Source organism: Alphaproteobacteria bacterium (assembly GCA_018063245.1).
Taxonomy (GTDB): domain Bacteria; phylum Pseudomonadota; class Alphaproteobacteria; order JAGPBS01; family JAGPBS01; genus JAGPBS01.
Genome location: JAGPBS010000034.1, coordinates 1 through 23300 on the forward strand (window position 1 = coordinate 1; position 23300 = coordinate 23300).

Genomic DNA, 23300 nt, shown 5'->3' on the forward strand with positions numbered 1-23300 from the left:
TGTTTAATAAAATGAAGCATTTCAGAAGAGTAGCAACGCGATATGACAAATTGGCGGTCTCTTATATGGCTTTTGTTCTTCTATCTGCTATTTATTTGTGGCTAAAGTGAATGTCGACACTACCTAGCCTATATCTCAATTTATGAAGGCTTAAAAACTTTGAGAGAAAAGTTAATGCACGGCATTCCCACCATTATGTCACAGCCAATGGAAAAAGAGGAAAAAGAAGACCTTCAACGATTCTGTGCAATCATCAATGGGCAGGCTGAAAATGTACTCATCTTCCCAGAAATGAACAAAATCGAAGCTAAAGAAATAGCTATGCAACGGTATGAGGCTTTAAAAGCAAGAAGAAAATAAGCATTTTGTTTGAAATTTGAGCTGAGCGCAGTTTCTCCTTCCGTCATCCTGAGGCCTCTCCACTTGTCACATAAGCACTCCGTGCATGTCACCCGGTACTCTTTCTTTTGTCATTCTCCCACTTTTGTCATTCCTGCACTTTTTCTTTTTCATCCCGACCTTCTCTTTTTCATCCCTGCTTTCCACCTACGCCAAGGCTTCGGTCGACAGGTCGCAGGAATGAAAAAAGTAGAGCAGGAGAACAATTAAAAGAGACGCTTAGAGCGACTTCAACAAATCTGCAGCTTCAAGAGCAGCGTAGGTAAATACACCTGCACAGCCTGCTCTTCTGAATGAAATAAGCGTCTCATAAAGAGTACGGTCATAATCAAGCCAACCATTCTGCGCTGCTGCTTTCAGCATGGCATATTCACCACTCACGTGATAGGCAAAGATCGGAATATTGCAAGAATCCTTAATCCGCGCAATCACATCTAAATAAGGAAGACCAGGCTTTATGATTAAAAAATCGGCGCCCTCTTCTATATCTTGATGCGCTTCTTTAAGCGCCTCCAGGCCATTGCGCGGATCCATCTGATAGGTCTTTTTGTTCTTCTTACCCAAACATGATCCCGATTTCACACCATCGCGGAATGGGCCGTAAAAGGCTGACGCATATTTTGCTGCATACGACGTAATAAGCACATTGTGAAACTTATTTTTCTCTAAGGCCTCACGAATGTGAGCGATTCTGCCATCCATCATATCTGATGGCGCAACCGAATCGGCTCCGGCCTCTGCAAAAGCCAATGATTGCTGAATCAGAACTGAGACAGTTGCATCATTCAAAACTTCTTTGCCATCAAAAATTCCGTCATGACCATGGTCTGTATAATAATCAAGCGCAACATCTGCAAAGATACCCATCTCTGGCAGTTCCTTTTTCAGCAAGCGAATCGTTCTGCAGATTAAATTATCAGGATCATAGGCCAAGGCCGCATCTGCTGTTTTAACGGATGATTCAAGCGCTGGGAAAAGCAACATGGAACGCACGCCTTTCTCCAAAGCTTTTTCAGCCTCTTTCAGGAGAAGATCAGGACTATGGCGAGAAACACCCGGCATTGAGTCTACAGGAACTGACCGATTTTTTTCATCAATCACAAAGACAGGCAATATTAAATGATCAGCAGATAGATTTGTCTCTGCAACCAGATCACGGCTCCATTCTTGCATGCGTGTTCTTCTGAGTCTGGTATGAGGATATTGAATATGATGCAGCATGTCACCTCTCTTTTTTTTAGCCTTTATTGTAGAATCATCTTTTTTATTAGATAATCATTTTGTACCATAGAAGTCTCAAGAAGAGCAATGGCTTTTCTCTTAACTTTCCTCCAATCTCAGGATCTCAAAATGACAACTGATACAATTGATTACACCATTGAAAACAATATTGCCTTTGTGAAACTCAATCGACCAAAAGCACTCAATGCACTTGATCTACACATGGTTCAGCAAATGCTAGCCTGGCTCACAGCCTGGGAAACAGATCCAAATATCAAGGCTGTTGTCATTCAATCAACCTCCGAAAAAGCCTTTTGTGCCGGAGGAGATGTGCGTGCAGTCTATCTCGCTCAGCTCGAAAATCAGAGGGGCCAACAGCCCCAAAATACACTGGCGCACGATTTCTTTTCAATCGAATATGAGATGAATAAAAAAATCTTTGCCTTTCCAAAACCTTACATTTGTTTCTTGAACGGCATTACAATGGGCGGCGGACTGGGCCTTTCTGTCCATGGCTCTTATCGCATTGTCTCTGAAACCTCTCTTCTTGCTATGCCAGAAGCTGTCATCGGCTACTTCACTGATGTGGGTGCAACGCACTTTTTAAATGAAGCTCCAGGCATGATTGGCAAATATCTGGCTTTAACCGGACATCGCCTTTCTGCTGCTGATGCCCTTTATGCAAAGCTTGCCAATTATTACATTCCACTTGAAAAGCAAGCAAGCCTCCTACAAAACCTCAAGTCATTGACCTGGGACGATGAAAACCCTCACCTTACAATCCGCCCTCTTTTAACATCTTTCAACCAATTCCCAGAACCCTCTTCATTTCTTGAAAGACACGCGCATGATATTGATAAATGCTTTGCATCAAATGATCTGAAAACAATCATCCATGAACTGACGGCTCACTCTACGCAAAATCACTGGGCTCAAGAAGCTCTAAATCTTATTCTCAAAGGATCTGCTTTAAGTCAATCCATTATCCTCGAGCAGCTTAAAAAAGGCAAAGAAATCATCAAAGAGTTTGCATCCATCATGAAAATGGAATTTAATATCTCTCAGCACTTCATGAATTGCTCAGATTTTTTTGAAGGAATCAGAGCCCTTCTCATAGATAAAGATGGCAATCCAAAATTCTTATATCAGCATAGGGATAATATTCCACTAGATATACTGTCTTCATTTTTTTCTGAGAGTGCAATATCTGAATCTTTTTCAGAAAAAAAGCAAAAAAAGATTGGTTAATCTGTTTTTATTGCTTGACATGCTATCAGTAAAATGCCATCCTAATTTAAATGAAAATAAAATTAACTTTTTCATAAAAAATCAAAACACAAGACTCAATATCTAAAACCTGGAAGGAAATTACTATGAGAAAACCATATTTTGATTCAATCCTCTTAATTGAACGTTTACACCGTTATTTTTTGGAAGTTGTAAAAGTTCAGCTTGATCGTATGGGTGTTCAAGACGTCAACAACGTACAAGCTCTTATCCTCTACAATATTGCAGAAGATGAACTCACAGTTGGTGAGTTAACAGCACGCGGTTATTATCTTGGATCAAACGTTTCATACAACGTTAAAAAATTGGTTGAAAACAAATATTTAGAACAAGAAAGATCAACACACGATCGTCGTTCAATCCGCGTAAAATTATCACAAAAAGGCCTTGACCTTGTTGCGCGCATCGGCAAGCTTTTTGACAAACAATCTGCTGATCTTGATAAAGCTGGCGTTAAAGAACAAGATCTTGCAAAGATCAACGAAGTTCTCCAACGCGTTGAGCGCTACTGGCAAATGTCAATGGATTATTCTTCAATGGCAGCTATTGCTATATAATATCAATGCCATTTTAAAATTCTACTGCTTCCTCGTACGCACTGGGTGCTTCGGCGGACAAGTCGCTTGTCGCTTATGTAGGTTAAAACTACACCGCGCTTCTCGCTCATAGTATAATTTTATCTGGTATTGATATACAAACGACCCAAGCATTATAAGAAAGGCGGTGATTATTCACCGTCTTTTCTCATTTCAAACACAGACTTAAAAAAACAATAGATACTTTAGAAATTTTTTACGACTCAGAGTTATACTAATGACAGTAACTTTATCAAAACAACAAACCTAAAGAGAACAAATCATGTATAAAACATACAAGGTTTTATTGGTAGAGGATGATCTAACACATGCCATGATTGTGAAGCAACTCTTACATCAGTCTAAAGAGTTCAGCTTCCAAGTTCAGCATGCGACATATCTAAGCGGTGCTGTAAGCCTTCTCACTAAGGAAAATTTTGACGTCGTATTACTTGATTTAAATCTCCCCGATTCTCAAGGCACAGATACCATTGAGAAAATATTACATACAAACAGTACAGTTCCCATCATGTCAATTACAGGCTACGAAGCAACAGGCTCTCTTTCTAAATACTTAAATAATGGCATACAAGACTATCTAGAGAAAAAAGACCTACTCAATACAAAATTAAGTGCTCGCATTCAATTTGCCATTCAACGCAAGCAAAATGAAAGTTCACTTTCTGGGCCTTTAAAACCACTTCCCATATCTCAACCAGGCGGCTTCCAGCCTTTACCAGCACAAGCATCCGATATAAATGAATCCTGGATTAAGGTTTAATGCAGTCAACGATTCAAGCGAATCTAAAAAATATGCCTTGATCCTTTGTGACGCTTGATTAATGCCTTTGAGCGCGCGCAAATAATGGCAAAGAGAAGATCTTTGCCATTAAACTTGTTTTCTTCGTAAAGTGATCTGATATTTTTTTCCGAATATCTGCAGAAACGCGAACAAATGAACCTGCAATCGTTTTTGTTTCAGCATGAACGCGTGTCAAGATTGCTTGGCATTTAAACTCAAATTCAGAACCAACTTGACTGGTTAAATGAACTTCAATGTCAATTCTATCACCCAATTGAGCAGGCCCCTCATAATCTTGAGCCAGAAATCCCATAGAGCTCCAATTAGATAGGGGATAGGATTTACCATGTATAATGATAAATCCTTTTTGTACATTTTCTCTTTCTTCGCGTCTTTGCTGCATTTAACCCACTTCTTAATTTAATAAGCTAAAGTCAGTTTAACCAGTAAAAATTGAGAAAGAATAAAAATCCCCTTTAAGCGCTAAATACAAGCCAAACGATCAAGCCTCAGCCATTTTTAGCTCATATCTAGCCTTTTTACGGTGTCTGAGCATAATGTAGAACAAGAAGCAAGCCGCAATCATCAAGCATAACGGAATGACTGATAATGAGGCGATAAAGTCATCAGGCTGATAAACAGGCGTTCCAGCTACAACTTCACCATCCCAGAAATACTCCATAAGCTTTCCGATAACAGTGTGGAAGAAATAACCAAAGATCATAATGATCATGTTTGCACAAGCTGAGGTTAAACTGATCATATGACCACTTGCATAAGTCGTTGCCTTATAAATCAATAAGATTTGATAAGCACACAACACACCAATACCAAAGAACAGAACAACCAACACAGAGAAAGTCATTTGGCCTGTCAAGAGTAGAATAAAGGCAAGTCCCATTAAGAGTGCTGCAAAAAAGATAATCTCATAATAGGCTCTTGTCACATTCGCAATATAGCTTAAAAGCGTTGCACCTACACACATACCCATAAAGATCAAAGATGGTAAAAACGCACTTTCATTATCGGTAAAGGCATAAACTTTCAGCAAAAACACCTTACCCCATACGTCTGCAAAACCTTCAAGTGGCCCGACCATCAATCCACCTAATAAGCAGAGGCCTAGAATTTTTACATTTGTCATCACGCCAATAACATCTTTCAAAACAGTCATTGCATCTGTGTCGACACTCTTTTGCGCTGGCGTTGTTAAGAATGTAATAATAGCTAATACAAATCCAAAAAGAGCCAAAACAAGCAACACATTTTCCCAAGAGAAAATTTGGAACAGATAGCTTACAGGTTGTCCACCATAACAAGCACCCAGCAATCCAATCGTAACTGATAATCCTAGCATCGTTGTAAATTTCTCATCGCCAAAACCAATTTTGATGATTTTAAACATACCCAACACAGCCGCTGATGAACCCATACCCATTAAAAAACGTCCTACAACAGAATAGATCCAGTGACTACCATAAATCTCTGGCCAATGCTCTGCGTATAAAGGTGGTAAAATACCAAGACCTGTCAATATCATGCAAAGTGGTAAAATCCATTTTGGACCAAAACGATCCAAAATAATACCCACAGGGATATGCATCAAAGTATATCCAATATAGTATACTCCTGAAAATTGACCATAGGCACTTGCACCCACATGGAATTTTTCAGTTAAAACAGGCATAAGATTATTAGGCAGAACGCGAAGCATGTATTGATATGCCAAAAATACAGTGCAGATGATATAGCTTACCCAAATAGAAGATCGATTAACCTTGTCCAATTTCTTCACTCCGTTTAATTTGTTTTTTATAAGAAAAATATAGATCCCTCAAAAAATATGACCAAATTACTGATAATACAATCAGATAATCACAAAATACTGAGGCAAATCGTATCCTTTCAGGTTAACGTATATTTAAAGTTGTGTCAATTTTTTTTGTGAAACAAAATGTTCTTTATTTGTTTACTTCACTTCACATAAAGAACATTATTTAATAAAATGTTTTTTTATGAATTATTCTGCTAACACTTTCTCAATGCCTCTCGCCAAACTATCATCATATGATGTATTCGGAGCTAATGCTCTATCTACCCCTTCTTGCCACAGGCTTTCTTGATAGGCACTCCCGTAACGAGCTAATTCATTCCGGGCTTTCAATAATGATTTATCTTCGCTATCCCGGCCACAATAGACTTCTAAGAATGTTATATAGCGGGGCATAAATTTATTATGAACATCTTTTAAAGAAAGGCTTCCATAAGTCACGCCTCGCATGTACATGCCTACCAAATAATGTACTTGGGCCAAACTGCTTTCCACCTGACGATAAACAAGTGATCCTACATTCTGATACTTATAGAGAGCTCGAGATGAATCGACCTTTGTAAACTCTTCTAAAAAGAGAGTGGCAAATAAAAACTCATGGGTAAAAGCATGGAATTTAAACGGTTGTAAATAATAAAAATCAAGACCCTCTTCTGTCCCTTGATAATTACAAGCAGATAAATACAAGTTCTTTACATATTTTCGCACGTCTTTGTCATGGGATAATTCTTGATAAAAACCTGTAACTCGTGAGAGATCACGCTTCGACTCCAGCTCAAAATCACGATGCAAATGTGTATGATAGTTATAAGTATTTTCATGTAAACAAAAAAGCAAAAGCTCCACAGGAGGCTTATCTCGAATATCCACAACAGAAACAATAATAAGATGATCCTTCCCAACAAATCCACAATAGGCAGGATCAAAATTTTCAACCACAATTCTAGGGACCGTTATACCAAAAGCACTTGAATGCCAAACAACAAACTCTTGTAAGACTGAAACTTTTTGCTCATTTGTATAAGACTGCCATTCACGGATAGATTTTAAAATTGTATTTCTTTTACTGAAATCACAAAAAAGATCATCCATAAATGCCCTAAAACGAGTGACTTCATAATCAATCATCGACTGAGGGATTCTATAATCCAGAAACATTTCAATCAACAGATTGTTCACGTCCGGTGATTTAAGAACAACATGCTGCAGAACCTGGAGTAACTTTGCAAGTTGCGCCTGAGTCTCGATCACAGGAACAATTTGCTTAAGCGAATATTGAGATAATGCAGAAACCAAAACAATATCATGCAAAGCTTGCTTCAATAAAAAAGGAGTATGATTTTGAAAAAAAACAGCGAAATCAGGGTTTTTCATTTGGCCGCGATAGGGCGGAATCACGCGACTCAAAAAATCTTGGAAAACCCTTTTAGCGATCGCCCTATCTTGAATATTCAATTCATTTTGAAAAAATTGATCAAATGAAAGATGTGCAGGTACTTTTTCATACTGCGCTTTATATCTTTTGAGGAGATCTTGCAAAGTCACACAGACTACAATAGGATTTTGTTGCATATCTGAAGCGATAAGATAGCGCGCTAGCCCAAAAAACTGATTTTGATATCCTTGCAATAAATATGACACTTTAGTTCCCTCCTCTAAACAGTTGGATATTTTTATCTGAGAAAGTATATTATAAGTCTCATTGCTGAAAAACAAGACTAAAGTCGATATCATCCCTATAAAGAAATCTTTTCAAACTGTTACAACTTCCGATTCCTTTAAAGACTCAGACCAAACCGCATAAGATGTTGCCAGCATAACACCGACAACATATGTTGCTGATAAAGCCATCGAACCAGTTGTATACCAAAGACCAAGGCAGATCGCGCTCGACATCTTTCCGAGTGTTCCAGCTCCTATCGCATTTCCCATCCCTATTAACAAATATTGTTCCCGTGAATTAAAAAGCGTCTTGTACCAAAAATTGACTGGACATAGAAAAACAACACCCCAAAACACAATCCAGAACCGCACAAAAGTCACATACACAAAGGAGGCATCCTGTAAAGCACTCAAAAGCGGAAAGATCGTCAATGCTAATATTGTGCTTGAAAATATCATAACACGGCGACTCTCAAACTGAGATACAAAGCGACCAACAATCGGAATCATCACCATATCAAACACCAATAATATTGTATTCAAAGCCATCATTGCCTCCAATGTGATGGAGGTAACAAGCGGCACATAACTATTCATAAAAACAAAAGGAACAGCATAAGTGATGTAAGAAAAAGACGTGCATATTGCCACTCGACTCACATTCACCCGATGTACCCAGAGCATCTTCAGGCTCGATATACGATAGGATGAAAATTGTTTCATCCCTTCTCGTTCTTCTACTGATATAGAATAGCGACGCAAAAAATAGCCTATCAAGCCCACCAAACCGCCAAGCCAAAAGCACAATCGCCAAGAAACTTCATATTGCTGAAAGAAAATAGATGCCGTGCATACAGCTGAAGCCAGAACAATCCCAGCCATTGACGAACATTGATACCAATATGAAGCTTTTAGTGCAGACCTTTGACTCTTACCTTGTAAAATATAAATCTTTGCGATCGTTGATTCACCTGCCGCAAAGATACCTTTGATCATTCTAATAAAAATTAAACATAAAGGAGCAAACCAGCCTAGCATATCATAACCTGGAAGCAGCCCAATACTAACAGTTGTAATCGCAACACCAATTAATGAATAAGAAAGACCAAAAGTTGGGCCATAGTGACGAGCAATCACGCCAAAAATAAATGAACCCACAGGCCTTGTAATCAAAGAGGTCGACATGATGCTATACCCCAAAATCAACTGAACAACGGGATCATACTCTGGGAAAAATATAGGAGCTAGTATTGGAACAAGGAAACCATATAAAGATGTATCGAAATGATCCAACCCATTGCCAATTAATATTGATAAATCTCTTTTTGTGATTTTTTGCATCATCCTGATCCTCTTTTTTACACCAGGATGTGCCCCAATCAGCAAAACGCTGCTTGAGTTCAAATCACGCTCCCTACATTGGTACTAACCAAATCAGGTTCAAAGGGTCTTTCTCAGCCATTGTCGGCACCCCTGGTCATTAACTGTAAAGTAAAACAGACACCATCAGATGTCAAGATGTAAAAGATCATTTAAAAATGAGATGGGGTATCAGCTCTTACGCCAATTTTCTTTATTCACTTGCCGGCCGCGCGCAACACCCAAAGCAAATGGCTCAACAGTCTTTGTAATGACTGAACCAGCACCAATCATCGCACCCTCACCAATTTCAATCGGTGCAACTAATGATGAATTGGAACCTATAAAGGCACCTTTGCCAATTTTTGTCTGGAATTTATTAACGCCATCATAATTACAAGTAATCGTCCCTGCTCCAATATTGGCCTTTTCACCCACAAAGGCATCACCAACATAGCTTAGATGACTCACCTTAGCGCCCTTCTCAATGACAGATTTCTTTGTCTCAACAAAGTTTCCAATTTTAACATTGTCATGCAGGTGTGAGGCTGGTCTAATCCGGGCAAAAGGACCTATTTCACATTCATTTCCAATTGTAGCACCCTCAAAATGGCTAAATGCATAAATATGACAGTGCGATCCAACCGTGACACCCTTACCAAAAAAGACATTTGGCTCAATGATTGTATCTGCACCGATGATTGTATCCGCTGCAAAATAAACAGAAAAGGGATCAATAAGTGTCACCCCTTGTGCCATAAAATGATCCCGTCTGCGGTTCTGAAAAATCATTTCTGCATCTGCCAGTTCTGCACGACTATTGACGCCCATCACATCTTCCTCAGCAGCTTCAACCAAATGACAAGAATCGCCATCCATTTTCGCTAGAGCAATAGCATCGGTTAAATAATATTCACCCTTTGCATTATTACAATCAATCCGCTTTAAGTATGAAGCAAGCTTCTCACCATCAAAAAGCATCAATCCAGCATTACACCATTCAATCTGCTTTTCAGCTTCTGTTGCCTCTTTAAATTCCACGATACGCTCAACTGTTTCATCCTCAGCGAGCACAAGACGCCCATATTGAGCTGGATCAAACGGCCTCATCCCGAGCACGACAATCCCTGGTTTTTTTGAAGCAGCAGACATTTCAAGGCGCATCAATTTTAATGTTCCAGGCTCAACCAAGGGCGTATCACCATATAGAACCAGAACATCTCCCTTCAAAACATCTTTCTTTTCAGCTGCACACAGAGCCTCATACCCAATGCGAACAGCGTCCGCTGTTCCCTTTGCAGGTGACTGAATCGCTGTCTGAATTGGCGAGATCACCTCTTTAATCTCAGCTTGATTTTGACCAATCACAACAAGCATTTGATCTGGGTTCAACTGCTTTGCACAATCAATCACATGATGAATCATCGGCTTTTGAGCAATTTCATGAAGCACCTTAGGCGTTTTTGATTTCATCCTGGTGCCATCACCAGCAGCTAAGATAATGCAATAAAGTGGATGTTCATGCGTCATGTCCGATTTCCTATGTCTTAAGAAGGTGAGTATTCAAATAGTCTAGACGAACCCCCTGCTTATTGCCAATGAAAAATAACACTTAAATTGTCATTTTTTTTTACAAACAATCACACTTGCTGAATATTTATTTATTTAAGTAATTGATTTTATTAAAAAATTTATTCGGCACACTTATTGCTATACAAAAAGGAAGTTTATTCATTGTGAATAACTTATGGATACACAAAGAAGCCCAACAAACAAAGGAGGACAATATGAATCGATTACTAAAAATATCTGCAATAGGTTTTTTGGCAGCATGCTTAGGAAGCCTACAAGCCCAGGCCTTGACAACAACGTGGGATTTCACAAGCCCGCTTTTACCAACGCCATCTACAACCATAACAAGCGATGGTATCCCTATTGACGTCTCTGGATCTGTATATACACCTTATAACATACAGTATGCAGCAAATGTCACGGCTACTGGAACTGGAATGGGTGTAAACTCAGGCGGGATAAGTATAGGCTTCGATGGCCTCCTTGTTATAGACACTGATCCTGGCTTTATCAATGGCGTTACTCTTTCTAATGGAAGCGACAATGTCTACGGCTCCTTTGAAGTCTTATTCCTCGATATGGGAAATGTCAGGAATTTTATAGAAAGCACACCAGGCATTACCAATGTTACGCTTGAAATATTATTACTTGGAAATCTACCAGGTCTTCAAAGCAATCTACACTGGATGGACTGCACGGATTGCACTGTAACATATGACGACTTTACAGTAACAACTGGCGCCTTTACTGAATTTTCATTTGCTAACAGCTTTTTAGATGCCAATACGCTTGCAATTACGGGCCCTAGCCTATTGGGTCAAGGCATTCAACTCGCACAGGTTCGCTTAACTTATGATCTTGAAACAACCAGCACACCTGAGCCAGAAATCATAGGATTACTTGGCCTATCACTCTTTGGTCTCGCCTTTCTGCGTAAACGCAATTGATGCGCCAGTATCAGGCTTAAATGACAAAATAAAGAGCCCGATCACCCGGGCTCTTTATTTATTCATTATTAGCTTTAAGCAGCTCTATTTTGCTTATTGCTTTGTGAATCTTCTACTGGATCACGCAGAACATACCCACGACCCCAAACTGTCTCAATGTAATTCTTACCAGCGGTTGCTGCCGCCAATTTACGGCGAAGCTTACATACAAACACATCGATAATTTTAAGCTCTGGCTCATCCATACCACCATAAAGATGGTTCAAGAACATTTCTTTTGTAAGTGTGGTCCCTTTACGTAAAGAAAGAAGCTCAATGATTCCATATTCCTTACCTGTTAAATGAAGATGCTGACCACCCACTTCAACTGTACGTGTATCTAGATTCACAGCAAGCTCACCTGTTTTGATAATATTATCACTGTGTCCTTTGCTACGGCGAATGATCGCTTGAATCCGTGCAACCAACTCTCTTTTATCAAAAGGCTTAGTAAGATAATCATCTGCACCAAAGCCAAGACCTTTAATTTTTGCATCAAGCTCATCAACACCAGAAAGAATCAAAATAGGGGTTGCAACTTTTGCTGCACGCAGGCGACGCAGAACTTCATAACCATCAATGTCTGGCAATAATAAATCTAGAATAATCAAATCATAATCATATAATTTTCCAATCTCCAATCCATCTTCCCCTAAGTCTGTAGCATCTACAATGAAGCCCTCAGAAGTGAGCATCATCTTTATGCTTTTTGACAGAGAAGTGTCATCTTCAATTAATAATATACGCATCCTAAAGTCCCCTTTATTTTTTTATAAGACTATTGATCCAGTAAAACAGCCTTATTCGTTTTTATTTCTAGTCAACTTCTAACAATACTATCAACCACTATACTATAAATTCGTCGATTGTATACAAAGATTTACTACTATGATTATTAATTAACATCTCTGAATAATATTAACATATCGTTACCCGGAAAATAAAGAAGATTCTCTTTTTATTTTCTTGTTTCATTGCTATTTTAAAAGTAGAAGAATATTAACACTCAAAATAATCAAAAAAATGACAAGATCACCTCATAAAATATTCACAGACCATTTCGCCTTTCTGGATACGATTCAAATTGAATCCAGCTATGGGTATGTTTCAGCAATCTCTGGCCTCATGCTTGAAGGATCTGGTCTTACAACCGAAAGCAGTATCGGCACTCAATGCATCATTCATACAAACCAAGACAGAGATATCAAAGCGCAAATCGTTGGTTTTAAAAATGGCAAAGCGCTTCTCATGGCCTTTGGACCTTTAGACGGCGTTGGCATTGGCTCGAAAATTACAATCACACAAAGCAAATCATATCTCTTTCCTGATCAACATTGGCTGGGTCGCGTTATCAATGCCTTTGGTGATCCAATTGACGAGCTAGGCCCACTACCACAAGGGACTGAACCAATCCCCCTATTGAACACACCTCCACCTGCTCATCAACGCAAAAGGGTTCATCGCCGCATTGATCTTGGCGTTAAAGCCCTCAATACATTTATCCCTGCTTGCGAAGGACAGCGTCTTGGAATCTTTGCAGGTTCTGGCGTTGGTAAATCCATGCTTATGTCAATGCTTGCGCGCTATACTGAAGCTGATGTCAATGTCATTGGACTTGTTGGTGAACGGGGGCGTGAGGTTCAAGAATTTCTTTATGATGATTTGGGTGAAGACGGCCTGAAGAAATCAGTTCTGGTTGTCGCAACCTCTGATGAATCACCTCTGATGAGACGACAAGCAGCTTACACAACCCTAGCCGTTGCTGAATATTTCAGGAATCAAGGCAAACATGTGCTCTGCATCATAGATAACATTACACGCTTTGCGATGGCCCAGCGAGAAATTGGTCTTTCTGTGGGCGAGCCCCCGACAACAAAGGGCTATCCTCCAAGCGTTTATTCTGAACTGCCACGACTCTTAGAGAGAGCAGGACCAGGCCTCAAAGATCAAGGCTCAATTACAGGGTTTTTCACGGTCCTTGTCGAGGGCGATGATTTTAATGAGCCAATTTCTGATACAGTGCGCGGGATCTTAGATGGACATATTATTCTTGATCGCAAGATTGCTGATCGAGGTCGATATCCATCAATCCATGTTTTAAAAAGCATCTCACGGATGCTTCCAGATTGTCATAGCGATGAAGAGAATGAATTGCTTCGCATTGCAAAGAAATATCTGTCTCTTTACGAAGATATGTCAGAAATGATCCGCCTAGGCGCTTACCGAAAGGGAAGCGATCCTGATGTTGATAAGGCCATTCTCTATTACAATGATCTTGAAGACTTTCTCACTCAAAATTATACAACATACATTTCCCAACAAGACGCATTCCAAGCACTCTCTGAAATCATCCAAAAATATGAGGAGTAAAGAAAATGTCAGAACCAATCATTCGACTCAAAAACTTGAAAACGCTTGAAAAAAAATACAATCTTGAGCTCCAAACTCTCAAAAAGGAACTCGGAACACTTCTTGATAGCCAAGATTTCCTGAATAAAGAAATTCAAACTCTTGATGATGGGCTGGCCGCTGAAGACAAAAAAGCAAAAGCTGAGAAATCTATCCCTTATGGGTACGATACTTTTCTCAAACATGTGAACGAAAAGAAAGAACATTACAGAAATCTCTTAGAAGAATTATCTGAAGAGATTCAAATTATCGAAGACAAAATTCATTTTGTTTTCCAGGAAATGCAAAAATACAAAATCATGGCTGATTCCGCCCTTCAGGAAATGAATGAACATCATACCTATCATGAAAATCAATTTTTAGATGAAGTCTCGCAGCGGCAAATACGAGATATGGATGATAAATGAAAGCGATAAAAATAGTTTGAGCGCGTCATCACTGTAAAGGGCTCGCAATGACCATCTATTTAATCTAAGCTATCTCCGAAAGCTGCTCCAGACTCAAATGACCAGGCACAATCGTAATCGGAACAGACAAAGGATTTGTTTTTGTACGCGAAAACAGATCAACAATTAAGGGCCCTGGACCCTCTTCCTGGTCTTCTGCCCCTAAAACCAAGACTGAGATTGATTTGTCATAAGCCAATACATCACATAAACAATCAAGCTTTTGGCCTTCTAGAATATGATAAATTGGAAGAATGCCATAGGTCTCATAAATTTCAACAGCATATTTTTTCAAAATATTTTCAGCATGAAGGCGTCTTTCATATTCCATCATTTGCTCAACTGATAAGGAGAATTGAAACTCCTCCGGCTCAATCACATAAAGCAAAGCAAGATGTGAATCTGTTTTCTTGGCTCTGATCGCAGCATAATACAAAGCAACTTTAAACTCTGGCGTCTCATCTACGACAACCATAAAGGTTCTTGTTTTATTTGTAAAATTCATCATATCCAGTATTTTCCTTATGCTTTCTTAAAGATTAAAGCTGCCAGCCACCCTAAACAAGCAGCCCCAAAAACGGCAATAACACCATATAAAACTGAATTCTTTTTTGAGAACTGAGACACCTTTGCATTAAACCCAATTTTTCTGATAGATAAAGGCGTTACTTGGGCCGCAGAGACCTCACCATCCACAAATAAATAGGCTGTCACTTTGTAAAGCCCCAAAGGCACATTCGATGGAAAATCAATGTTAGCTCTGAACAAATGATCCCCCAAAAACAAAACCTTCTCTTCTATTTCTGGATAAAACTTTGCTTTTTGCTTATCACGAATAAAAGAGTGTTTAAATTCTTTCACATAAGCACCATCATCCACTTCAACCGCCTTAAAGCTGAGATTATTTGCGCCAATCGCATAGCGCTTTAAAACAGAAGGACTGGCGATTTCTTCAAGCGGACGTGATGTGGCTATTTGATAAAAACTCGGAATGTTTGAAAAAGTCACACTCTGCTGCGTCGTCCAAACACCTCCAATTTTCTCCTTCTTACGCACAACAGCTTCTCCAGATGGCCCTTCAACAACAAGAACTATGTCACCCTTCCCTTCACGTGCTCCAAACAAAACAACCTCAGACCCTGTAAAACCTGTTGTGATCGCAATCAAATGCTCCGATAGATCTGCGATAAAAGATTGAGAAAAAGCACGAAACGGAATCAACAGAAACCAAAAAAGCAGAATCAGCCTTAGCAAGAAAAATGGATAAGTGCTAGGGTTCATTCAACCCCCCTCATCTCAACATCAAACATTTCTGGAGGCGCTAAAGCTATTTTCATGGCAAGACCGATAGCAACGCTCAAAATGAGCAAGGCAAGTAAGACACGCATATGTTCGCCCTTAAGCAAAAGCCCAATCCTTGTTCCAAATTGCGCGCCAATAACACCACCAATCAATAAAAGCGCGGCCAAAACAACATCAACTGTGTGGTTGGTTGCTGCTTGCAAAAAAGTCACAATCGCTGTTGAAAAAATAATCTGAAACAGAGAGGTTCCAGCAACGGTTGAAACAGGCATGCCAACAATATACATCATTGCAGGCACAAGCAAAAAGCCACCTCCGATCCCCATAATAGCCACCAAAACGCCCCCAACAAAACCAACACCAATTGGGAGAAGTGCACTAATATAAAGCTTAGATCGTGGAAACTTCATCTTTAACGGCAAGCGATGTAACGGATTGTGCTTAGGCTTTAATGAAAATACAGTTGGTGCTGTTTTAGAGCGATAGATTGTACGTGTGCTTTCAATGAGCATCAATCCACTCACAAATGTCAAAATGACAATATAGAAAAGAGAGATGATCTGGTTAATATGACCACTCTTTTGCAAGTGGTGAAACAGATAAACACCCAGAATTGAGCCCATCCCTCCACCAATCAACATGACAAATCCCATTTTGAAATCAACATTCTTGCGGTAAGAATGGGCCACTGTCCCTGAGACGCTTGCTGCGACTAATTGATTTGCTTGCGTACTCACAGCAATTGCTGGAGAAATGCCAAGAAAAATCAGAATTGGCGTCATGGCAAATCCACCACCCACACCAAAAATCCCAGATAGCATGCCCATCACAATACCAAGACCGATGATCAGCAAACCATTCACACTCATTTCAGCGATCGGTAGATATATTTCCAAAAGATAAAATCCTTATTCATGATGATTAAAGATCTTAAAGAGGCCAGGTCCCCAGATCTTCTCGTATTTCTTTTAAATGAACCGATGCAATTGACTCTGCATGATCAGCACCCTTCTGCAATATTTTTCGGATTTCATCCGGATGCGCCATTAATTGATTCATTTTCTCAGTTATAGGAGACAATTTTTCCACGGCTAAATCAACAAGATCTGCTTTCAAGGCTGAAAATTGTTTCCCTGCAAAATTCAGCACAACAGACTCGAGTTGTTGATCCGCCAAAGCTGCATAGATTGTCAACAGATTCTTAGCCTCTGGCCTTAGCTCTAACCCTTCAATTTGATCGGGCAAGGCATCTGTATCTGTTTTTGCTTTTCTGATTTTAAGCGCAATCTCATCCGGATGATCTGTCAGATTAATTCTTGAATAATCTGAAGAATCTGATTTACTCATTTTCTTTGTTCCATCACGCAAAGACATCACACGTGTTGCCTGTCCAAAAATTTGTGGCTCCGGCAGCGGGAAATAAGACTTATTGACAAAGTTATTATAGACAGTAGCAATATCGCGTGCAAGTTCCAGGTGCTGTTTTTGATCATCTCCAACTGGCACATGAGTTGCTTTGTAAATGAGAATGTCTGCTGCCATTAAAACAGGATAAGTATAAAGTCCCGTACAGGCAACATCTTTATTTTTTCCAGCCTTATCTTTGAATTGAGTCATGCGATTCAGCCAACCGAGCGGCGTTAGGCAATTAAAATACCATGCAAGTTCTGTATGAGCCCTCACCGCACTTTGAGGAAAAATCATACTTTTTTCAAGATCAATCCCCGCTGCAATATAAGCAGCTGCAACTTCTAGTGTACTCTTTCTGACTTTTTCTGGCTCCCACGGCATCGTCATCGAATGCAAATCAACAATACAATAAAGACATTCAAAATCATCTTGCAAAGCAACCCAATTTTTTAATGCTCCCAGATAATTACCAAGATGGAGCTGATTGGTTGGCTGCATGCCAGAGAGAATACGCTTTTTCATAGTATTAGACTGCCTTTCTTTTTTGAATATGAGACCTTAAAATACCGAGTTGGTGCAAGGTAAATATCTTAAACACCATACAGCAAAGTAAATATATTGCAAGACCCATAAATACAAGAAGCGTTAAAGCGCTCATCTTTAAGAAAGCGCCACCTGCAAACCATGGCTCTAACAATAAATCCAATCCATACAAAGAACCACCCATTATAAAAGCACTCACAAAAACCAAAAAGAGCTTCTTTTTCACAGGCCATGAAATTTGATATCCCATCTTTTTCTTTAAAGCCCATGAGAGTAAAAAGACATTCATCCAGGCAACAATACCAGTCGCTAAAGCAATCCCCATATGCCCTAAAACATAAATCATTGAATAGGCCAGAACAACATTCGCAATAGCAACAATCGTTGCAATAATGACAGGCGTTTTTGTATCTGATCTTGCAAAACAAGTAGCGGCATAGACTTTACTGAGGACATAAGCTGGAATCCCAATCGCATAAGCCAGAACAGCCTTCGCTGTTTGAACTGTATCGTACGATGTAAACTCACCTCGCTCAAACAGAACAAGCAAAATTGTCTCTGGAATTGCAATCAAAGCAACAGCTGCGGGTAAAGACAAAACAAGACCGTATAGCAAACTCTCATCTATATATTGAGACATCTCTGCATGTTCACCTTTGGCATGAGATTGCGATAAATAAGGCAAAAGAGCCGTGCCCATTGCAACGCCAATGATTCCTAAGGGCAACTGATTCAATCGATCTGCATAGAAAAGATATGATATTGCGCCTGAAGGTAAAAGAGAGGCCAAAATTGTATCCACAAAAATATTGATCTGCATTACGCCTGTACCTAAAGCACCTGGGCCCATCAACTTTAAGAGCCTTTTAATTTCGGGAGAAAAACTCGGTTTTTGAAACTTAATGACAATCTTATGTCTTAAACAATGATAGACCATCCATAGAACCTGAACCACGCCAGAGATACTGAGGCTCCATGACATTGCTGTTCCTTCCATCCATCCCATATGGATGCCGATAAAAAGACCTACAACAATTGTAATGTTAAAGAAAATGGACGAAGCAGCAAATGGCCCAAAGAAATGATGAGAATTCAAAAGACTCCCCATAAAGGCAACAATGGCAATAAAGAGCAGATAAATAAAAGTTATGCGCGAGAATTCCACGGCCATTGCAAATTTCTCGGGCTCATCCAAAAAGCCAGGCGCTGTGACATGAAGGACTTCTGGCATAAAAATTGTCATCAAAATGGTAAAAGGGATCAAGAAAAGCGCAAGCAATGAGAATGATTTTCCAGCAAAATCTGCTGCCTCATCAAACTTTTCCTGTGCTAAATAGCCAGAGTAAATTGGCACAAAAGAAACTGAAAAAGCGCCTTCTGCGAAAAGACGCCTAAAAAGATTTGGCATTTTAAGCGCAACAAAGAAAGCATCGGTAACAGGCCCTGCCCCTAAAAAAGCAGAGATGCAAACATCACGCACAAAGCCAGAAACGCGGCTAAGCATTGTTAAAAAACCAATATTAAAGATCGATCGAAAAAGCATGAAAAGTCCACTTGTAATTTCGAGACTGCTGCAAAACCCATCATAAAAGAGAGACAATAACCAGCTCCCGTCATTCAGAGTCGCCGTTAGGCGACGTGGAATCTCATTAAATCAAAAACCTAGTACAATTTCTGTTGAGAGATTCTAGAGACTCCACGGGCCCTTTGGGCCCTCTGAGTGACGGTAGACGATTTTCGCAGCAGTCTCAATTTCTGCTCATAGCTTACATGATTTATACAAAAAGCGCTATCGAGAATTCATCCCTTCTCACCAAAGCTTATCTTCTAAACTTGGCAAGACTTTCAATAATTTTTCACATGATTCCTTTGATAGATCCTCTTCTCGAACAACGATTTTTGCAATTGGCCCCAAAAGTGCATGTATCGACTCTTCATCCAAATCTGCAATCAAATCAGTAAAGGAAGAGGTTCCTAATATTTTAACTGCTTTTAACGATTTGCATGCACGCAGTAATTTATAAAGTGCCTCTTTTGAAATATCAGAGAATGACAAATAAATGCCTTTCAAATCCCCAAATAGCCTTCCAAGAGTCTCATCATCAAGAGCTTTGATAAAAGCTGTGATCCACTTTGCGCCCTCAAGATTTAAAATTTGCAAACTCGTCAGTCGAGTGAGCAATCGCTCAAAATCCTTTGCAGGAAAAACAGGCATATCACCCACATCCAAATACCAAACATGTTGGAAAATGGATTGAATCTGTTCATCTGTCATATTAGCCAACACAGCTGGAAAGGATTTGCAAGCAAACACATCAAGATAATGCAATGAACGGCACGGGAGCAACAGAGAACTCATAGCTTTTTCATTTATATTCGTGTTTGGTAAACCCAAAGCCTCAAGACCTTGAACAACTTGGGGCAAATTATCCTTTTGTGCGAAACCTTCTATTGCTTTCGAAACATTTTCACATCCCGTTAAAAACAATTGCTCCAAATGTTGACAAGAGGCCAGAATACTAATAAGAGCTCGACTCCCAATACCAGTGTGCCCGAGATTCAAAGATTTCATATTTGTGAAGATCTCTTCAATACCATAAAAACCAGGCACATTTCTACACTCGTACAGACTTAGGGCTCTCAATGGAGGTTTGCTCCCAGCAATTCTGAGCAAAGCTTCTGCCTTTATTAAAGTCTCGCCTAGATCAAGATCTTCAATCTGCCCAAAGACTTGTTTGACCTGCTCATCAGTCATTTGATTCATTGCATTAGAAATAGAAGTACATTTATGCAAATTAAGAGATATCAACGGAGCACAAGACACTAAAAGTCGGCAGAGAACGACAGCTGTAATGCCTGTTTCTGATAAATTTAACACCTCAACCTTATGGAATATTTTCTCTAATCTTTCCTGACTGAGACCAAGAATCATGAAATTAATTCCTGTATACCCTTTCAAATCAAGCTTTCTGAGTGACTCACAGTAAGGCAGCACCATACTTAAAGAATTATAATCAGACGTTGATAGGCTCACTTGTAAGGAATCAAGCTGCTTAAAAATTGGCTCTATGATTCTCCTGGTCTGCGGAGAAAGATACACATTCACCGTACTGATCGTTAAATCTTGAACAAAAGCTTTATACTTAGTAACCAGTAAATGCGCCGATTGAAGTGCTAGATATGCATCGCCAGCATTCAATGTTTCGGGAAAAACAAGTGATTGCCACCTAAAATTTAAATAAGAAGTAATCATCCCAGCATTACATTCTTCAGACCCATCAACAACAAAACAAATTTTTCTCCCTATCAACTCTTTTATGAGATTATGCTCATCGTCAGTCATTTTCGAGACAAGCCGAAGATTCAGCAATGTAGGACCATCTAGAAAATACAATATCCGACAGGCCGGTCCCTCAGAAAAACGCTGACGTAGAAATGGAATGAGCGTCAATGATTCTGGATTGTGAAAATGTGTGATGGGCAGATTTGGATTTTGCTGTTCACTGTGTATAAGTAGGGCCATTGTTTTTCTCCGAAAGAATGAACTCAAAGCCTTACATTTGGCAAGGCACGCCTGATTTTCTGATACGCGTTTGGAGATAGATCCATGTAGCCTAATGAAAGATATTTCACATTACCAAGAAGACGGGTAATGGCTTCTTCATCAAGCTCCTCCAGCAATGATTTTCCCCAAGGTGAACTATCTAGACATAAATACTCTAAGTGAGATATCTGCGCTAATAATCTTTGCAACTGAAGCGTACTCTTTTCTTCAATTTGAAGCAAATCTAAATACTTAAGCTGACCAAAGACTGAATGAATCTGTTCATCAGTCAACGGCTCTAAAACAGCGGGAAGATTATGACAAGCACCAAGAGATAGACGAGTCAATGATTTACACGCAAATAATACAGTTTCTAATGCATGCTTGCTAGTATATGTTCCTGTTAACATCAAATCTTCCATTTGGCCAAAAATAGCGCTTAACTGATCTGGTGCAAAAGAAGTAATCTGCTCCAAGGACTCATAACATCCTGCCAAACATAATTGCTTTAAATTTGCACAAGAAGCTAATAGCGCATTAAGTCGTTCAGCTTTCATGCTTAATCCTGTCAGATCCAAAAATTCCAACTTTTCAAAGTCAAATGTAGCTGAATCAAAATCAGATAGAGTCTCACATTCAGAAAGCCCCAGGGCTCGTAGCGGAGGATGACTTAAGAGAATAGATGTGAATGCCGTTGATGTAATATCTGATTTTGATAGATATAAAGTGTGAAGCCCTCCAAAAATTGCCTGAATCTGCTCAGGGTTTAAACCAGACACAACATTTGAAATGAAACGACATCCTTCTAAAGATAGTAACTTCAATGATGTACATGATGTTAACACAGCACTTAAAGCATGATTCGGAAGCGTTTTATCAAAGTAACTCGTTCTCCGGTAAGATAGATCTAAATCTTCAACAGATGCAAAGATCCAATGACGATCTTCTACGCTCATCCTCTGAATCCAATTTACGAAATCATTCTGCTCAGACAAATCAAATTTTTTGATAGAAATACAATTTCCTAAAAGATCTGTTAGCAATTCACTAGACTTCAAATTTGCAGTTCTAACCTTTAAAGACGCTAGCGTTGCGGGAAAGAATGGAGCAAACGAGTTCTCCATCTGAACTGGTGGGGTTTCAACAGCAACTTGAACATCATCAAATTCATCATCAGCGAGTAAATCATCTCTTTCAAGCGAAGATGGAAATACCTTACTCAAATCAATCGTCAAATCCTCCACAACAATATTTTGACCAGTAATAAAATCAAACAAAATACCAAGAGGTTCAAGCAATTGAGGAAAGTCCAAACCATTTACAAATGAAAGTGAACGCCATCCGTAAGTTAAGTATGAGGGCTGCATTGCTGCAATACAGGCGCCAGAAAGATCCACGCGAAATTTGACAAGACCATCTGCTAACAATCTAAGCATTTCTGTTTCCGCTGGCGTTACCTTAGAAACCAGGCGAAGCCTTAAAAAATCACCCCCATATAAATAGGATAATATTTTTTCACAAGGAGTCACTGTTACACGCTGCGTCAAAAATGTCACAATAGAATTAATGGGTGTAGGTTCATTCACGATTGTTAAATTAGAATCAGTATGTGGAGCAAGGGAATTAAGATGTGTCATTAAAATATATCCATATAAATGTTATTGTCCCCGCATCTTAAACAAGAGAATCTCAAAAAGCAAGCTGTGAGTTCAGGTGCACTAAAGTAACTTCAAATACTGTTCATTTGCGGTGATATGAAGAAAGTCGCCTATTCTAACCGCTCCTTATCATCCCTGCTCCTTCCCTGTCATTTCTGCTCCTTCCCTGTCAGGTATGAAAGAGTTATAAATTTGTTATGACGTTATGAGTTCTAATCAGATTTATGGGGTGGTCAGGAGAACGTTTTTGTCCAAGTCTCAAAGACTGTGGGAATGCCTGTTCCCTGACCGCGT

Annotated in this window: 22 protein-coding genes and 1 riboswitch; of the genes, 8 read left to right on the top strand and 14 right to left on the bottom strand. The window is 39.4% G+C overall.

Annotation, left to right across the window (positions count from 1 at the left end; genetic code table 11):
* Nucleotides 1-110 (top strand): transposase (locus tag KBF71_05830; protein MBP9877836.1); only part of this gene is annotated, 110 nt, incomplete at its 5' end.
* Nucleotides 111-174: 64 nt separating this feature from the next.
* On the top strand, nt 175-360 hold the full coding sequence (locus KBF71_05835; GenBank protein MBP9877837.1) for a hypothetical protein: 186 nt from the start codon (nt 175-177) through the stop codon (nt 358-360).
* A gap of 258 nt (nt 361-618) precedes the next feature.
* Here KBF71_05835 and hemB read toward each other — a convergent pair whose 3' ends face one another.
* On the bottom strand, nt 619-1620 hold the full coding sequence (gene hemB, locus KBF71_05840) for a porphobilinogen synthase (protein ID MBP9877838.1): 1002 nt from the start codon (nt 1618-1620) through the stop codon (nt 619-621).
* Nucleotides 1621-1749: 129 nt separating this feature from the next.
* On the opposite strand from hemB, the gene KBF71_05845 reads away from it, so the two are divergent.
* From KBF71_05845 to KBF71_05855, 3 genes are all read left to right on the top strand, one after another.
* Entirely contained in the window at nt 1750-2868 is a 1119-nt protein-coding gene (locus KBF71_05845) for an enoyl-CoA hydratase/isomerase family protein (GenBank protein MBP9877839.1), read from the top strand.
* Nucleotides 2869-2993: 125 nt separating this feature from the next.
* Nucleotides 2994-3464: a winged helix-turn-helix transcriptional regulator gene (locus KBF71_05850; GenBank protein ID MBP9877840.1), complete on the top strand. Its 471-nt coding sequence runs from the start codon at nt 2994-2996 to the stop codon at nt 3462-3464.
* A 301-nt stretch (nt 3465-3765) separates the two neighbouring features.
* Entirely contained in the window at nt 3766-4263 is a 498-nt protein-coding gene (locus KBF71_05855) for a response regulator (protein MBP9877841.1), read from the top strand.
* Between the two features lie 58 nt (nt 4264-4321).
* Here the strand turns inward: KBF71_05855 and KBF71_05860 are convergent, their stop codons facing one another.
* The 5 genes from KBF71_05860 to glmU form a co-directional block, all read right to left on the bottom strand.
* Nucleotides 4322-4687 carry a hypothetical protein gene (locus KBF71_05860; GenBank protein MBP9877842.1) on the bottom strand — a complete coding sequence of 122 codons (366 nt, stop codon included), beginning with the start codon at nt 4685-4687 and terminating at the stop codon, nt 4322-4324.
* A gap of 99 nt (nt 4688-4786) precedes the next feature.
* The gene (locus KBF71_05865; protein MBP9877843.1) at nt 4787-6070 is read right to left on the bottom strand and encodes an MFS transporter; all 1284 of its coding nucleotides are present in this window, start codon (nt 6068-6070) and stop codon (nt 4787-4789) included.
* Nucleotides 6071-6304: 234 nt separating this feature from the next.
* Nucleotides 6305-7756 carry a hypothetical protein gene (locus KBF71_05870; GenBank protein MBP9877844.1) on the bottom strand — a complete coding sequence of 484 codons (1452 nt, stop codon included), beginning with the start codon at nt 7754-7756 and terminating at the stop codon, nt 6305-6307.
* 111 nt (nt 7757-7867) lie between these two features.
* Nucleotides 7868-9118 carry an MFS transporter gene (locus tag KBF71_05875; GenBank protein MBP9877845.1) on the bottom strand — a complete coding sequence of 417 codons (1251 nt, stop codon included), beginning with the start codon at nt 9116-9118 and terminating at the stop codon, nt 7868-7870.
* A 52-nt stretch (nt 9119-9170) separates the two neighbouring features.
* Nucleotides 9171-9262: riboswitch (TPP riboswitch) on the bottom strand.
* 66 nt (nt 9263-9328) lie between these two features.
* Nucleotides 9329-10666: a bifunctional UDP-N-acetylglucosamine diphosphorylase/glucosamine-1-phosphate N-acetyltransferase GlmU gene (glmU, locus tag KBF71_05880; GenBank protein MBP9877846.1), complete on the bottom strand. Its 1338-nt coding sequence runs from the start codon at nt 10664-10666 to the stop codon at nt 9329-9331.
* Nucleotides 10667-10923: 257 nt separating this feature from the next.
* Here glmU and KBF71_05885 point away from each other — a divergent pair, with 257 nt between their 5' ends.
* Nucleotides 10924-11655 carry a PEP-CTERM sorting domain-containing protein gene (locus KBF71_05885; protein ID MBP9877847.1) on the top strand — a complete coding sequence of 244 codons (732 nt, stop codon included), beginning with the start codon at nt 10924-10926 and terminating at the stop codon, nt 11653-11655.
* A gap of 74 nt (nt 11656-11729) precedes the next feature.
* Here KBF71_05885 and KBF71_05890 read toward each other — a convergent pair whose 3' ends face one another.
* Nucleotides 11730-12443, bottom strand: coding sequence for a response regulator transcription factor (locus KBF71_05890; protein MBP9877848.1), 714 nt, complete (start codon nt 12441-12443; stop codon nt 11730-11732).
* 274 nt (nt 12444-12717) lie between these two features.
* Between KBF71_05890 and fliI the strand changes: the two genes are divergently transcribed.
* The gene (gene fliI / locus KBF71_05895) at nt 12718-14064 is read left to right on the top strand and encodes a flagellar protein export ATPase FliI (protein MBP9877849.1); all 1347 of its coding nucleotides are present in this window, start codon (nt 12718-12720) and stop codon (nt 14062-14064) included.
* Between the two features lie 5 nt (nt 14065-14069).
* Entirely contained in the window at nt 14070-14510 is a 441-nt protein-coding gene (locus KBF71_05900; protein MBP9877850.1) for a hypothetical protein, read from the top strand.
* Nucleotides 14511-14574: 64 nt separating this feature from the next.
* On the opposite strand, the gene KBF71_05905 is transcribed toward KBF71_05900, so the two are convergent.
* The 7 genes from KBF71_05905 to KBF71_05935 form a co-directional block, all read right to left on the bottom strand.
* A complete protein-coding gene (locus KBF71_05905) occupies nt 14575-15057 on the bottom strand; it encodes a universal stress protein (protein ID MBP9877851.1) in 483 nt (160 codons plus the stop codon).
* 14 nt (nt 15058-15071) lie between these two features.
* Entirely contained in the window at nt 15072-15830 is a 759-nt protein-coding gene (locus KBF71_05910; protein MBP9877852.1) for a TIGR02186 family protein, read from the bottom strand.
* Entirely contained in the window at nt 15827-16747 is a 921-nt protein-coding gene (locus tag KBF71_05915) for a sulfite exporter TauE/SafE family protein (protein ID MBP9877853.1), read from the bottom strand. The genes KBF71_05910 and KBF71_05915 overlap by 4 nt, the downstream gene beginning before the upstream one ends.
* A gap of 34 nt (nt 16748-16781) precedes the next feature.
* The gene (trpS, locus tag KBF71_05920) at nt 16782-17783 is read right to left on the bottom strand and encodes a tryptophan--tRNA ligase (protein ID MBP9877854.1); all 1002 of its coding nucleotides are present in this window, start codon (nt 17781-17783) and stop codon (nt 16782-16784) included.
* Nucleotides 17784-17787: 4 nt separating this feature from the next.
* Nucleotides 17788-19347, bottom strand: a complete 1560-nt coding sequence (gene murJ, locus KBF71_05925) for a murein biosynthesis integral membrane protein MurJ (protein ID MBP9877855.1) — start codon at nt 19345-19347, stop codon at nt 17788-17790.
* Between the two features lie 267 nt (nt 19348-19614).
* A complete protein-coding gene (locus tag KBF71_05930; GenBank protein ID MBP9877856.1) occupies nt 19615-21327 on the bottom strand; it encodes a hypothetical protein in 1713 nt (570 codons plus the stop codon).
* 23 nt (nt 21328-21350) lie between these two features.
* On the bottom strand, nt 21351-22985 hold the full coding sequence (locus KBF71_05935; GenBank protein ID MBP9877857.1) for a hypothetical protein: 1635 nt from the start codon (nt 22983-22985) through the stop codon (nt 21351-21353).
* Nucleotides 22986-23300 lie beyond the last annotated feature (315 nt).

Excerpts from the sequence above, each read along its gene's own strand:
- KBF71_05835 (MBP9877837.1), top strand. The coding sequence starts at position 175 with ATGCACGGCATTCCCACCATTATGTCACAGCCAATGGAAAAAGAGGAA.
- KBF71_05900 (MBP9877850.1), top strand. The coding sequence starts at position 14,070 with ATGTCAGAACCAATCATTCGACTCAAAAACTTGAAAACGCTTGAAAAA.
- hemB (MBP9877838.1), bottom strand. The coding sequence starts at position 1,620 with ATGCTGCATCATATTCAATATCCTCATACCAGACTCAGAAGAACACGC.
- KBF71_05885 (MBP9877847.1), top strand. The coding sequence starts at position 10,924 with ATGAATCGATTACTAAAAATATCTGCAATAGGTTTTTTGGCAGCATGC.
- glmU (MBP9877846.1), bottom strand. The coding sequence starts at position 10,666 with ATGACGCATGAACATCCACTTTATTGCATTATCTTAGCTGCTGGTGAT.
- KBF71_05905 (MBP9877851.1), bottom strand. The coding sequence starts at position 15,057 with ATGATGAATTTTACAAATAAAACAAGAACCTTTATGGTTGTCGTAGAT.
- KBF71_05845 (MBP9877839.1), top strand. The coding sequence starts at position 1,750 with ATGACAACTGATACAATTGATTACACCATTGAAAACAATATTGCCTTT.
- fliI (MBP9877849.1), top strand. The coding sequence starts at position 12,718 with ATGACAAGATCACCTCATAAAATATTCACAGACCATTTCGCCTTTCTG.
- KBF71_05855 (MBP9877841.1), top strand. The coding sequence starts at position 3,766 with ATGTATAAAACATACAAGGTTTTATTGGTAGAGGATGATCTAACACAT.
- KBF71_05930 (MBP9877856.1), bottom strand. The coding sequence starts at position 21,327 with ATGGCCCTACTTATACACAGTGAACAGCAAAATCCAAATCTGCCCATC.
- KBF71_05875 (MBP9877845.1), bottom strand. The coding sequence starts at position 9,118 with ATGCAAAAAATCACAAAAAGAGATTTATCAATATTAATTGGCAATGGG.
- trpS (MBP9877854.1), bottom strand. The coding sequence starts at position 17,783 with ATGAAAAAGCGTATTCTCTCTGGCATGCAGCCAACCAATCAGCTCCAT.
- KBF71_05850 (MBP9877840.1), top strand. The coding sequence starts at position 2,994 with ATGAGAAAACCATATTTTGATTCAATCCTCTTAATTGAACGTTTACAC.
- KBF71_05860 (MBP9877842.1), bottom strand. The coding sequence starts at position 4,687 with ATGCAGCAAAGACGCGAAGAAAGAGAAAATGTACAAAAAGGATTTATC.
- KBF71_05890 (MBP9877848.1), bottom strand. The coding sequence starts at position 12,443 with ATGCGTATATTATTAATTGAAGATGACACTTCTCTGTCAAAAAGCATA.
- murJ (MBP9877855.1), bottom strand. The coding sequence starts at position 19,347 with ATGCTTTTTCGATCGATCTTTAATATTGGTTTTTTAACAATGCTTAGC.
- KBF71_05935 (MBP9877857.1), bottom strand. The coding sequence starts at position 22,985 with ATGACACATCTTAATTCCCTTGCTCCACATACTGATTCTAATTTAACA.
- KBF71_05910 (MBP9877852.1), bottom strand. The coding sequence starts at position 15,830 with ATGAACCCTAGCACTTATCCATTTTTCTTGCTAAGGCTGATTCTGCTT.